Origin of the sequence: Rhizobium sophorae (assembly GCF_013087515.1) — a bacterium.
GTDB classification, from domain to species: Bacteria; Pseudomonadota; Alphaproteobacteria; order Rhizobiales; family Rhizobiaceae; genus Rhizobium; species Rhizobium sophorae.
Genome location: NZ_JABFCN010000047.1, coordinates 1 through 11730, shown reverse-complemented (window position 1 = coordinate 11730; position 11730 = coordinate 1). Strand labels below are relative to the sequence as shown.

General features: G+C 57.2%; 11 protein-coding genes and 4 pseudogenes. 7 read left to right on the top strand and 8 right to left on the bottom strand.

The window, feature by feature from the left end; all coding sequences use genetic code 11:
- Positions 1–35: 35 nt before the first annotated feature.
- Positions 36–857 carry a DNA cytosine methyltransferase gene (locus G9X64_RS25710; protein WP_171377636.1) on the bottom strand — a complete coding sequence of 274 codons (822 nt, stop codon included), beginning with the start codon at positions 855–857 and terminating at the stop codon, positions 36–38.
- A gap of 430 nt (positions 858–1287) precedes the next feature.
- Positions 1288–1878 (bottom strand): hypothetical protein, encoded by a 591-nt coding sequence (locus G9X64_RS25705; protein ID WP_171377635.1) that lies wholly within the window; start codon positions 1876–1878, stop codon positions 1288–1290.
- A gap of 847 nt (positions 1879–2725) precedes the next feature.
- On the opposite strand from G9X64_RS25705, the pseudogene G9X64_RS25700 reads away from it, so the two are divergent.
- Positions 2726–3229, top strand: a pseudogene (locus tag G9X64_RS25700) (helix-turn-helix domain-containing protein); the annotation flags it as partial.
- A gap of 435 nt (positions 3230–3664) precedes the next feature.
- Here G9X64_RS25700 and G9X64_RS25695 read toward each other — a convergent pair.
- A complete protein-coding gene (locus G9X64_RS25695) occupies positions 3665–3913 on the bottom strand; it encodes a helix-turn-helix domain-containing protein (RefSeq protein ID WP_171377634.1) in 249 nt (82 codons plus the stop codon).
- Between the two features lie 119 nt (positions 3914–4032).
- Between G9X64_RS25695 and G9X64_RS25690 the strand changes: the two genes are divergently transcribed.
- Positions 4033–4923 carry a LysR family transcriptional regulator gene (locus G9X64_RS25690; protein ID WP_171377633.1) on the top strand — a complete coding sequence of 297 codons (891 nt, stop codon included), beginning with the start codon at positions 4033–4035 and terminating at the stop codon, positions 4921–4923.
- A gap of 732 nt (positions 4924–5655) precedes the next feature.
- On the opposite strand, the gene G9X64_RS25685 is transcribed toward G9X64_RS25690, so the two are convergent.
- The 4 genes from G9X64_RS25685 to G9X64_RS25670 all read right to left on the bottom strand — a co-directional run bounded on the left by G9X64_RS25685 (position 5656) and on the right by G9X64_RS25670 (position 7917).
- Positions 5656–5919, bottom strand: coding sequence for a hypothetical protein (locus tag G9X64_RS25685; RefSeq protein ID WP_003548525.1), 264 nt, complete (start codon positions 5917–5919; stop codon positions 5656–5658).
- A gap of 4 nt (positions 5920–5923) precedes the next feature.
- Positions 5924–6736 carry a non-homologous end joining protein Ku gene (ku, locus tag G9X64_RS25680; RefSeq protein ID WP_171377632.1) on the bottom strand — a complete coding sequence of 271 codons (813 nt, stop codon included), beginning with the start codon at positions 6734–6736 and terminating at the stop codon, positions 5924–5926.
- Between the two features lie 11 nt (positions 6737–6747).
- Complete coding sequence (gene ku, locus G9X64_RS25675; RefSeq protein ID WP_171377631.1) at positions 6748–7656, bottom strand: non-homologous end joining protein Ku; 909 nt, start codon at positions 7654–7656, stop codon at positions 6748–6750.
- 102 nt (positions 7657–7758) lie between these two features.
- Complete coding sequence (locus G9X64_RS25670; protein WP_171377630.1) at positions 7759–7917, bottom strand: hypothetical protein; 159 nt, start codon at positions 7915–7917, stop codon at positions 7759–7761.
- Between the two features lie 72 nt (positions 7918–7989).
- On the opposite strand from G9X64_RS25670, the gene G9X64_RS25665 reads away from it, so the two are divergent.
- The 3 genes from G9X64_RS25665 (at position 7990) to G9X64_RS25650 (ending at position 9932) form a co-directional block, all read left to right on the top strand.
- Positions 7990–8172, top strand: coding sequence for a DUF3606 domain-containing protein (locus G9X64_RS25665; RefSeq protein WP_164580282.1), 183 nt, complete (start codon positions 7990–7992; stop codon positions 8170–8172).
- A gap of 149 nt (positions 8173–8321) precedes the next feature.
- Positions 8322–8558, top strand: a complete 237-nt coding sequence (locus G9X64_RS25660; RefSeq protein ID WP_171377629.1) for a hypothetical protein — start codon at positions 8322–8324, stop codon at positions 8556–8558.
- A gap of 924 nt (positions 8559–9482) precedes the next feature.
- Positions 9483–9932, top strand: coding sequence for a hypothetical protein (locus G9X64_RS25650; RefSeq protein WP_171377627.1), 450 nt, complete (start codon positions 9483–9485; stop codon positions 9930–9932).
- 323 nt (positions 9933–10255) lie between these two features.
- Here the strand turns inward: G9X64_RS25650 and G9X64_RS25645 are convergent.
- Positions 10256–10405, bottom strand: a pseudogene (locus G9X64_RS25645) (IS110 family transposase); the annotation flags it as partial.
- Between the two features lie 67 nt (positions 10406–10472).
- Here G9X64_RS25645 and G9X64_RS36725 point away from each other — a divergent pair.
- Both G9X64_RS36725 and G9X64_RS25635 read left to right on the top strand, forming a co-directional pair.
- Positions 10473–10682: pseudogene (locus G9X64_RS36725) on the top strand (transposase domain-containing protein); the annotation flags it as partial.
- A 484-nt stretch (positions 10683–11166) separates the two neighbouring features.
- Positions 11167–11571: pseudogene (locus tag G9X64_RS25635) on the top strand (Gfo/Idh/MocA family protein); the annotation flags it as partial.
- Between the last annotated feature and the right edge of the window lie 159 nt (positions 11572–11730).

Below are 11730 nucleotides of genomic sequence, written 5' to 3'. Positions count from 1 at the left end.
TCAGAGGTGGCTCACTTCTCGGTGGAAAAACCGGCTCAGTTCCGCGTGGAAAACAACACCCCGAGGCCCATATTGGCAGTCAGTGTTGGGCAAACACCCGCTTCCTTTGCCCGTACCTCATACTTGCGAAGCTGATAGAGACGTTCGCGATCAGTCACAGCTTCCGAGATCATCTTGTAGTAGCGGTTCTCGTTATCGAGATAATACTCGTCTGCTACACTTTCATCGAAGCTGATGTAGTCCCTCAGGCGCTTCGGCGTCGCATTTTTCTCGGCTGGGAAGGTGAACCGTCCGCTGTTGAAGTGCTCCATGGAAAGGGCCACCATAAACAGGCGGGTTCGTTGCTGTGGCAACTCCGTCAGTTCGAAGGCGCTGAGTTCTTGGGCGTTTTCTGGTCTGAACCAGTATCCCGCCTTCTGGATGGCACGTTGAACCTCCAGAAACCATGCTCCACCCTCGCCGTACCTTAGAAACGGCGCGTTCTCCAGCACAAGAACTTTTGGCTTTTTGTCTCCGAACTGCTCGATGATCCGGATGATCTCGAAAAACAGACGACCCCGAGGATCCTCGAAGCCCTTCTTTTCTCCGGCCTGAGAGAAGCTCTGGCAGGGAAAGCCCGCATGAAGGATATCCACAGGCGACAGGTTGTCCTCGACCACGTCGATTTCGGATACGCTCTTCGTGATCAGGCGGACGTGCGGAAGGTTCTTCCGATACGTTTCCGCCGCATGATCGTCGAGCTCAACTGCCCAAGAGGATTCGAACCCGGCCTGCTCGAAGCCGAGGCAAAATCCGCCGATTCCCGAGAACAAGGCACCGCAAGTTAGCTTCATTTCAATACCGATTCTAAGACTCACAAACGCGTCTCCTTTTACACCAAGGATCAGCGGTTCGGCAGCGGGTCTCGAAAAAAATAAGAATGCGCATGGGATGGCCGACGTTAGACCGTTTTGCGCAGAGTTGCGGTTAAACCGGGGTGGATCGTCAGAATGCTCAAATCAAAGGAGGTGAACCGTTCTGTAGCGCTCGTCATCAGCGTACACCGACCATCATAGAAATCATTGAGCTTTCTGGAACGTGCGAGCACTTTCGCGTGCACCCTGCCGGGCAACAGCGTGCACTGGGGCCGTCCTGCTTGGCATCAGCGTACACCGCTGTGCAACCCGATTTTCCGACTCCGATCTGCCAGTTTTCACCCTATCTTCGGAGGCTGGATCGAGCCTTTCGATCCAGATGCGCAGCCGCGAGAGTACCAGAGTGCATTGTCCTTGCCTGAATCCTTCAAGACTAACGCTTCGGGCCCGACGCCTTCACGATGTCGAACGCTTCCTCGACGTGCTCGTGACTGATCCGGAGTCGAGGCTCGGGAGGATTGTTCCCGTTCCGCCCAGGAAACAGCGTGCCGAAGTAGTCTGGGCGTTTCTTGAGAAGCGTCGGGTCTACGCGGTGACTGTTGTGCTTCAGGACATTGTTGAGGCGGTTTAGATTGGGCAGTTGCGGGCTCACCGGATACAGGCGTCGCGTTTCCCTTCTCAGATCAGCAAACTTGTGCTCGAATTCATGGAGGCCCGTCCATGCCCTGGCGGATCGCTCCCAATAATGAAAGGCGCTCGTGATGAACGCTTCTCGGACGACAGTGACCGCGAGGATCGCGTCAAGCTCTGCCTGGGCGAGTAAACTCGCGGTGGAAGACACCAGGATGCCATCCTCGTCATATTCTCGGTCGTCGGCACCGCTCTCCAAATACTGAAGGCTCGCCTGCGTCGCCTCGCTGACTGTCTTATTGATCGTGGCGGCCGACGCCCGGTACGCATCACGGATGCGGTCGATGCCCGTCTGGTATTGGTAGGCTTTGAAGCTCTCGGGTATGATTGCCATGGACGGTCAGATTTCCTTCAATCGGGAAAGTGCAATCGACTGGATATCGAATCTTTCCGATGACTCCAGACAAGACGTTTTGCTGGTGTCCAAGGATTGTCAATTCATTGGCGCGATCAGCAAACGGATCACAAGCGTGCCACAGACTCATCAGTTGGAGCTAGCGCGCCGGCGGACGAACATCGTCTTCTGTATGATCAATGTTCTGAGGCCACTTTTGTCTATAAACATCGACTTTTCATGTGTCGGATGCGGTAAATGCTGCACCGGCTCGACGTCCCTGACTTTCAATGAGATGGTTCGCCATGCGGACGTTTTTCCCGTAGGAATGACTTGGAACTCCGTGCCATCGAAGAAGGCAATGGATCCGAAGGCCTTTCAAAACGTCAGGGATCGATCGTTCCTAGTGAAACTCAGTGACGGTCGGCTACTCCGTGTCCATGGTCGCATATCGACTATGACTCCAGGCAGAGCGCCTTGCCCCGCACGCAATGATGATATGAGTTGTTCCGTTCACGGAGCAGGTAAGCCGGGAGCCTGTTCGATTGCACCTCTGGGATTTGGAATGCCGATCGACTTTCGATACGATCAGGCTCCCCCAATGCTCGCGAACTGCCCTTCGGAGGCATTTATCGGTCCGCCACTCCTCAGGCGCGGCGTAGTGGTCGATCCGGTCTTCAAGCGGCACATTAGCGAGAACAAAAGGCAAGTGTCAGGCGACATTAAGCTGATAGAGTGTGTTCCGGCGTGCAAATTTGACCCCCTTGGCGGGGTAATCGGCATCCAATTTTGACCCCCCTCAGATTTCATCTGACCATCCGGCTTTTGGCGGCGGATGGAGCGGGAGTTGAAGCGAGTGGATACGATTGCGCGTGTTCGACGGGCCTTCCATGTGCAGGGCTGGTCGGTGAAGAAGATCGTCCGGGAACTCCATGTGTCGCGCAACACGGTTCGCAAGATACTGCGCTCCGACGAAACCGATTTTACCTATGAACGAGAGCGGCAACCGCTGCCAAGGATCGGAGCGTGGAAGGCCGATATCGAGCGTTTTCTAACGGCCAATGAGGGCAAGCCATCGCGCGAGCGGCTGACGCTGATCCGGATTTATGAGGAGGTCCGGGCGCTCGGTTACGACGGCAGTTATAATGCCGTCCGGCGTTATGCCAAGACCTGGGCGAAGAACCGGGGAGCTGTGACGGCGGAAGCCTATGTGCCGCTCTATTACGCGCCAGGTGAGGCTTACCAGTTCGACTGGAGCCACGAGATCATTCTGATTAACGGCGTAACGACGACCGTGAAGGTCGCGCATGTTCGGCTCTGCCACAGCCGGATGATGTTTGTGCGGGCCTATGCGGCTCCGATCTAAATCATTTCGCGTGACTGAGGCAGGAGACGGAGCCTACGCGGAGGCGGAGACCACAGCATCGCGCAGATACCGTACATCTGTTGATTCAACTACACTATTCGTGGTGCGGTGCATGCTGTTGGCAAGCGGAGTGCACGTTGTTGCCAAGCTGGTGCACGCTGATGCCAAGCACTACACGTTCTGGCGTCGGAAGGTTGGTTTCGGCCCTAAAATTGCTCAGGCGCAAATCTAACGCGGAAGAACTACCAGACCAAGGCTCCTAGGCGCAAACCAAGGAGGATTTACCAACTGTTACCTAAGTCTTCGGTGTGGACAGAACGGAAATGGCGCACCCGACAGGATACGAACCTGTGACCTTTGGAATCGGACCAAGGATTTTCGAAAGCTAAGTTACGACTGAGGGAGTTGCTTGGCTCGAAATCAAGCGTCATCAATAGAAGAACGGAGCCGCACGCCGATTCCCCCTCCGGTGACTTCGCCATCAGCCTGGAAGATGATTCCTGCAGCTTCGAAGGTGAGTCTCAGGAGGCGAAGATTGCTTTCACGCATATCGCCACCTTTTTCAAACGCACGTATCGAAACCGCGCTTATCGATGTTCGCTCAGCCAAGTCCCGTTGGGTCCAGTCCAAGAGCGCTCTTGCAGCGCGACATTGCGAGTGCTTCAGCATAAAACTTTCGATTTTAGTAAGTTTGGTATTGAAAACAAAACTTCAGGCTGCTATTCTTGCCCAACTTACCTTTTGCGAAGCACCGTTGCAATAAACGCGACGTGCGGCGGAGCGCATTCATGGAACTACGCCAGCTCTCCTACTTCGTCGCGGTGGCCGAGGAACTGCATTTCGGCCGGGCGGCCGCAAAGGTGCGCATCGCCCAGCCGGCGCTTAGCAATCATGTGCAGGCGCTGGAGCGTGAACTCGGCTGCCCGCTGTTCATCCGCTCGACCAGACGGGTGGAACTGACCAGGGCAGGGGAGATCTTCCACGAGCGCTGCGTCGGGATCCTGAGCGAGGTCGATCTGAGTGCCGAGATCACCAGGGCTGCGGCCGGCAAGACGATCCGGCAGATCAGGATCGGCACCGTCTATCCGGCGACCACCGGCGTGCTGCCGGCGTTTCTGGCGAAGATCGCCCGCAAGTACCCGGATATCCGCATCCATATCTCAAGCGGCAATACCGGCGACATCATCCGCGGCCTGGAAAACGGCCAGATCAATCTCGGCTTCATCAGACCGGTGGAAAACATCGGCTCGTTGCGCTTCTCCTCGATCGCCCATGAGCGTTATCTGTTGGCGGTGGCGAGGACCAACCGGCTGGCAGAGCAAGGTGAGATCGCCATCGACGATCTGCGCTCGGAGAAGATCATCGCCTTCAATCGCAAGAACCTCTCCTACACCGAGCGGTACTTCAACGAGAAGTTCGAGGAATACGATCTGACCCGCAATATCGCCTATAGCTGCGACGACACCTATTCGCTGGTGTCGCTGGTCTCGGCCGGTCTTGGCATCGGCTTCGCGCCGGAATGGACCGAGGGCATGCCGAACCGGGCCTTCGAGCTGAAGGCGGTAAGAGGCATCGACTTCCGGATCGGGCTCGGTGTCGCCTGGAACAAGGAGGACCCGACCGCCTCGCGCGATGACATCGTCGATATCGCGAGGTCGTTGGCACGGCCGGGCAGGTGAGGCGAGGGAGCCCACGGGTCCGCCCCAAGCGGAACGGCTTGCCGGGGGCAGGGGGATCAGGCGAGTAATGGGGTCAGGCGGTTCTGGAGCAACTGACTCGCTGATCATGCCCCTGCGTGATCTGCTGTGAGATAGATCGACTCCTCGATCTTAGTGCCATTCGAGCGCAGTGAAAGCCTTCAATCGCCACGCAACAGCAAGGCTGCCGAAACCAATCGACTTATCATAGCGCGCCCGGTCGCTTCGAGGGGAATGGTTACGAAGATGCAATACGTCACGCCGCAGGGTGGGGAGCTGGGTTTGCGATAGTGACGGTGAAGGAGAGTTTTTCGAGCGTGTGGGTGCTCTGACATTAGCACCACGTTTGGGAGGTGAGCGTAACGCTGATCGGGACGTTCTTTGGTGCGATTGAGGGCGTGGGATCAGAACTCGCCGGGAACTCGACTCTCCGAGGCTGTGTACGACTGCGATTCGGATCCCACTGACAACCCCGTCGACGAGATCCTTCGAACGACAGGCCCGCTGGCCAAGACTGACCACGCCGGCGGGGTGAGGTTGGTTCCTTGTTCGGCATCCATGAGCACTGAATTTCTTTTGCTCCAAGGCCGCATCGCTGAAATGCCTTTCACCACGGATTTACTGGCACTGGTAAGAAAGCGACGATGAGTAAGGTCAGGGCGGTTTCGCCCGGCCTTTTTTTGCCTGAGAGGCTGGAGTTTTCCTCAGGGCGGATCAGTGCCAAGTATCCAGCAACGGCTCGTCGTCGTCAAAGTTTCCATTGCTAGCGGCATCGTACGGGTTGATGCTCCGGCCGCCGCCACGCGTGCCATATGCCGTCAACTGAACCATGACCTCTTTCGCACGCTCAATGGCCTCGTCTTCGCTTGCAGCGTGACCGTCCGCGACCTTGATCGACACCGCTTCCCCGTCGTCGCCGACAAAGTCTACCCGCCATCCGGTTGTCTCGTGAACAATCTTCGTTTCCAGCAAGTGCATCTGATTACCCTGACTTCCGACCTTTGAGATCTGCCTCGACGCTCTTCCGGAGCGCGTCCATGATGCTGACCACATTCGACTTTGGAGCGGATTCGGCCGCCTTCCCCTTCGCCGCCTTTTTCGGCTTCAGCGCCTTCTTCTTCATAGCGATGATCTTGAGCAGGCTCTCCTGGATTGGATCACTCACCATGTCCGGAGACCAACGCGCGGTCTTCTGCTTGATGAGCTGCTGCACAAGGGGAATGAGATCCGGGTCTGCTTTCTCGTCGATGTCTTCGAAATAGTTCTCCTCCGGTCGAACCTCGTCGCCGAAACGCAGCGTCCAGAGCACGATGCCTTCGCCGCGCGGTTCCAGGACGACCGCCCGCTCTCGGCGGCCCATCACGAGCTTCGACACGCCGAAAACCTTGTCGGCCTTCATGGCATCCCTGATCACCGCAAATGCCTCGTTGCCGACGGCGTCGTCCGGCATCAGGTAATGCGGCTTCTCGAGGTAGATCCACTCGATGCTGTCGGCTGGGACGAACTTGTCGATGTCGATCGTCTTCACGGTGTCGAGCGCAACGGCATCCAGATCGTCCTCTGTGAGGATAACGTAGTCGTTCTCCCCGCGAGCGTAGCCCTTGGCTTCGTTCTCGTCCTTGACCGGCTTGCCCGTGACGGAATCGATGTACCGGGAGACGACGCGGTTGCCCGTCTCCTTGTTGAGTGTATGGAAGCGAACCTTCTCGCTTTCGCTCGTAGCCGGGGTCATCGCCACGGGGCAGGTGACCAGCGAGAGTTTGAGATAGCCTTTCCAGTAATATTTCGGAGCCATGACCTATCTCCCTAGCTGGCCTTGCGCCGCGGAGCGGCCCCGGAAGAGGCGGCTTTCGAAGCCACTCCGTGTGCGGCGCGCTGCCTGCCAGTGCCTTGATTGGCATTGGCCGCAGTGCGTTTCGTTTTGTCGTCAGCGGCCTTCATCATGCCTGCACTCTCTCGGAGTGCGGCCAGCAGATCGTTGGGCTTCGAGACCTGCACCTTCTTCGGCTTCGGAAGCGACTTGCCTTCCAGCTTCGCCTTCACCAGATCCGCGAGGGCGGCTTCGTAGCGGTCGTCGAAGGTCGCCGGATCGAACTCGCCCTTCTTGGTGCTGATGATGTGCTTGGCGAGTTCGAGCATCTCGCCCTGGATCTTAAGCTTGGGCATCTCCTCGAAAGCCTTTTCGGAGGAACGAACCTCGTAGTCGTAGTTGAGCGTGCTGGCGATCAGCCCCTTGCCGTGCGGCCGTATCAGCACCGTACGCATTCGACGGAACAGGACGGTGCGGGCGATGGCCGCGACCATCGACCTCTTCATCGCATCGCGGAGAGCCGCGAACGCGTCTCCGCCCATCTTGTCGGGCGTGAGGTAGTACGGCTTGTCGAAGTAGACGTCGTCGACGTCGGAGCAGGGGATGAACGCCTCGATCTCGAGCGTCTTGTTGCTCTCAGGGATCGCGGCGGAAACTTCCTCAGGATCGATGATGATGTACTGGCCGTTCTCGATCTCGAAGCCCTTGGTCTGGGCTTCCTTCGGCACCGGATCCTCGGTCTCGCTGTCTATGAAGATGCGGTTGACGCGGTTGCCCGTGGCCTTGTTGATGGTGTTGAAGGTGATGCGCTCGCTAGTCGAGGCTGCCGTGTAGAGAGCGACGCCGCAGCTTACCTCACCGAACTTCAGAAAGCCTTTCCACTGTGCACGCTGTCCTGACGGCATGACAAATTCTCCGAATCACTAATACGCGACTCAAAGACGTGTCAGAGTGATTCGTTCCGACTCAAAACGAATCATTTTTCAATGCTTTACGGAATTTCTCTCTCAAATTGATTCCGCCGTCTCCGCTGGTCGAATTGCGCCCGACAGTAGTGGAAAGCGGTAGAAAATTTTAAGTTCTGGAGCCACAGCAACTTGATTCACCAGCACATGCCGCTCACCGCTTAGGGAATTCCGCAGCCGCTTCAAGCGCAGCATCATCATCCGCTATCTCCCGGGAACCACTGGAATCGTCATGAGTTTCTACTGCGGACGTTTATTCGAAGGAGAAGCCCGATGGCACAGACACCGACATCCCGAGGCCGCGCACAGGATCGAGCCCGCGTGGCCGGCGGCCAGGATCACGAAGTCAAGTACGAAGCAACGAAGGAGGGCGTCTCGAAAGATGCCGTCAAGAAGGCCGTGAAGAGCGCTGGAAACTCACGGAAGAAGGTCGAGGCCGAGATTGACCGCCGTTAGGCGGCTGAACGACGGTGCCCTGTCCACGGACGAGGCAGGTCCCCGTGGATGTCCTGTCTTTCCTAGTCTGGATCATGGCGACGCCGCTGTGGTCGTAACGAAGCAGTCATAACCACGCAGGCCTGCCGCCTCCATGTCTGGGGTAACGCATGTCCAAGTGCATACAGGAAGACCACCTGCTGATGTCGAAGGCGGTCCGTGAATGGTATCGGTACTACAAGGTGGAGTGGGACGATCAAGCGTCCTCGTTTTTGTGTGATGCCGCCATCGAACTCTACAACGAGGGCTGTCGCTCGGTAGAGGAGATGGCGACCGTTCTGATCGGCACGTACGTCGGGCTGGCCGCCACGCGCGTAAACGCGCCGTCTTCGAGCTCAGTGCATTGACAGGCCAAATCAGATCGGCCTGAACTCGACGAATTCGCACTGCATGTGATCCGACCGCGTCTTCTTCCAGTCGTAGACATATTCCCCCTGGTCGATTGCCGAGCAGCTCATTCTAGGCAACACGGTACCGGATGGATTAGTCGCCGCTCTCCGAGCGATGTGCCGCCAGAACATGCCCGAGGTATCGGACTGGTCCTTCAATACGAGAAAGTTTCGGGTTCCGGTGCGATCCAGCATTGAAGAGAGCATGGCGTAGATGCCCTTGACGCGAGACCGGACGTTTAGCGCTACTCCTATTGCCCGCTCAGCTTCCAACTATCCCCAGACGGGCAGGCTACGCCGTTGAAGCGCGTGATGCCGTCGAGAGATTGCCGACTGGTCATAAAACCGCGACATCCGTCAGGTCCATCGTTACTGGGATCGATCTGTTCGATAACACCCGCGCTGCCCGTCGATGGGTTGGCCCAAGCAAGCGCAGTTGCACCGACAGCACTGCGGCCGACAGTATCTGCGATCACCGCTTGATCGGTCAAAGGCGTCTGGTGCTGGATTGCTGACTGGGCGAGGGTCGTCTCAAGCGGGTCGCTATGTGAGCATGCCGCTAAAGCTGCGATACTCATTGCCAAGATGGAGCTCTTCGGATTCATCGGTCGGATAATGCGGTTTGCTTGTTGTGTTTCAAGTTACAAATGGTTCACGATATTGCAAGGTCTGAAGAAGACGCGGTCGCTTTGAGACGGCGCGGACGTGTTCTCCAAAGGGGGTCAAGAGACCTTTCAATGAGCACGGCCGGACAATGATCTCTACGCGTTTCAACCGTTCGTGAGGATTATCCCAATCACCAAGTCTCCGTTGCTCGCCCAGGCGACACCCAGTAGTCTCGCCGTCTGACCGACAGGTCATTATTGAAAATGCAGCGATTCGATGGCCATTCTCTTCAAAACAACAATCAGCGAAAACACCGCATTCGAGATGATCGAACGGTCGCTGTCAGGCGCTTACCAATATGACGGTTACCTCAATGTCGTTAGCGATGCGGGCGAGACGGCATTGTCTTGGGGGCCGGCAATGCATGCCGAAGAGTTCAAGGCAGAGGTCAGCCAAATCCTACGGCAGACTTGGGATGCTGCCCGCTTCTGGGTCATCTATGAGCGCCGCGAAGACCGGAAGGATCCAGAAGGGACTGACATCCGCAACGCGGCTTTCCGCCTGACGCGCGGATACAGCGGCGTTATCGTTGTCACGCTCAGTCTCCTTGGGAAGCGCGACAGCGCCAATGACCTGGAACTCGTCTTCGTCTGCTTCGAGCAGGATTTTCACAGGAGGAACTTTCGCGTGCGCTATGAGGGTAAGCCGTTACCAAACCAGGATTGATCTTGCTCGAAGGCGTGTTGCTCGCGCGCGCGACGGTTCTACGTTCGATTTGAAGGCGAGGGCAGGGGCAGGAGAACTGGGCGACCATCGCTTCGCTCATGGAGACCTGCATGTGTGGATGGCTCCCGTGATGCAAGAGGCTTATTTGACTGATGCGCGAAAGTCGGCGGCTTGCATGTGTCCGGCCTACATGAAGGCGGCATATTTGGCCGCCGGCCCAGATGAGATTCGCGGATCGGGTCCATAAGAAACTGACGCGCTCGAAGCGCCTACAGGTCTACTGGGTGTCCCGATCTCGTCCATCAACTGTCGCGTCATCTTCCCATTACACAAGGCGGCAACTTGGCGAAGAAGCTGAGCACCTCCTCGCGGCGAAGCTGCTTCTGAAGAACAGGGCGGCCTTTTGCATCCGCCCCGTGAACCTGAAAAACCCGCTTTGCCAGATCAAGCCCGACCGTCGTTACTTCGCACATGGATGACATCTCCCCTTAGAGCGATCATCGCGACCGCTCTTTCACTATGGCGCCGGACGAGCGAGCCATCCACCTCATCAAACTCAATGTCGTCGATCCGCCGACCTATCTGACCGCCACGCTCACTGCCATCGTCAATGGTCACAAGCAGAGCCGTATCGATGAGCTATTACCGTGGAACTATCCGGTTGAAGAGCCGACCAGGCTGGTCAGATCCTGGCGGTCTGGGCGTTCAAATTCGCGAGGAAGCCGAGGAAATGACAGACTTCGACTTTGACGACGGCCCCCTTAAGATGCGATGGAACTGGCAACACCATCGCACGCAAGATGCTCCGCCAGAGTACCTATACCCTATGATCAGTCGGAAGGTTGGCCGCCGCGAACCGTCGGTGCTGAGGGTTAAGGGGGATTCCCGAAAACGAGGTTGAAAAGGGTGCTCCGGATCAGGGGCAGACACCCTTTTCGTGCTGAGTTTTGCAGTCTCAGCGGAACGGAAATTAGCAGAGAGATTGCTGTCTACCATCGGACCGAAGTCCGACTCGCTCGCAATAATTCGTCGGGGCATAGGCCGCAACGCCGCGTCGTTCCTAGCTCTTGACCACGGATGTACTGGCTCTGGTGATTGAACGACGATGAGGAAGGTCGGTGCCAATTCGCCTCGGCCTTTTTTGTTCGTTTGTACCCTGGCGCCGACAAGGGCGGATCACGAAGCCCATGCTCAATCGTACCATTCTGGAAATCACGCCCAAGGAGCGTATCCAATGGCCAAAACACCAATCAGAGTTGGCATCATAGGGGTACACCCCGACCGTGGTTGGGCATCGACCGCCCATGTTCCCGCGCTAAGGGACCTGCCGCAGTTTCGACTTTCGGCGTTAAGCCACAACCGGATCGAAGTCGCAAGGGTTGCGGCACAGAAGTTCGGCGTTGACTACGCTGTCTCATCGACCGAGGAACTCGTGAACCATCCCGATGTCGACCTCGTCGTCGTTACAGTCAGGGTGTCGGAGCACCTCCAGCTCGTGACCGCCGCCCTGGAGGCGGGGAAGTCGGCATTCTGCGAGTGGCCTCTCGGCATGAACCTCCGGGATGCGGAAGCTATGAACAAGCTTTCCGCCGCCAAGGGGGTCTACACGATGATCGGTCTTCAGACCGGGGCAAGCCCGATCGGGAGCGACCTTCTACCGGATGGCCATAAAGTCTGAGCGGCGATATGAGCTGATCGGCAGCTTTCAGGACATCGCCGTGGCGGCTTGAACGACCGACATGGTGAAGGGTTTCGGGTGCCGTCAGGCGTACGAAAGCCTCTCATGCAGGAACCCGCG

What these genes read in the sequence shown, in the direction of transcription:
- G9X64_RS25660 (WP_171377629.1), top strand. Translation starts at nt 8,322, where the DNA reads ATGTCCAAGTGCATACAGGAAGACCACCTGCTGATGTCGAAGGCGGTC.
- G9X64_RS25690 (WP_171377633.1), top strand. Translation starts at nt 4,033, where the DNA reads ATGGAACTACGCCAGCTCTCCTACTTCGTCGCGGTGGCCGAGGAACTG.
- G9X64_RS25665 (WP_164580282.1), top strand. Translation starts at nt 7,990, where the DNA reads ATGGCACAGACACCGACATCCCGAGGCCGCGCACAGGATCGAGCCCGC.
- ku (WP_171377631.1), bottom strand. Translation starts at nt 7,656, where the DNA reads ATGCCGTCAGGACAGCGTGCACAGTGGAAAGGCTTTCTGAAGTTCGGT.
- G9X64_RS25685 (WP_003548525.1), bottom strand. Translation starts at nt 5,919, where the DNA reads ATGCACTTGCTGGAAACGAAGATTGTTCACGAGACAACCGGATGGCGG.
- ku (WP_171377632.1), bottom strand. Translation starts at nt 6,736, where the DNA reads ATGGCTCCGAAATATTACTGGAAAGGCTATCTCAAACTCTCGCTGGTC.
- G9X64_RS25695 (WP_171377634.1), bottom strand. Translation starts at nt 3,913, where the DNA reads ATGCTGAAGCACTCGCAATGTCGCGCTGCAAGAGCGCTCTTGGACTGG.
- G9X64_RS25650 (WP_171377627.1), top strand. Translation starts at nt 9,483, where the DNA reads ATGGCCATTCTCTTCAAAACAACAATCAGCGAAAACACCGCATTCGAG.
- G9X64_RS25705 (WP_171377635.1), bottom strand. Translation starts at nt 1,878, where the DNA reads ATGGCAATCATACCCGAGAGCTTCAAAGCCTACCAATACCAGACGGGC.
- G9X64_RS25670 (WP_171377630.1), bottom strand. Translation starts at nt 7,917, where the DNA reads ATGATGATGCTGCGCTTGAAGCGGCTGCGGAATTCCCTAAGCGGTGAG.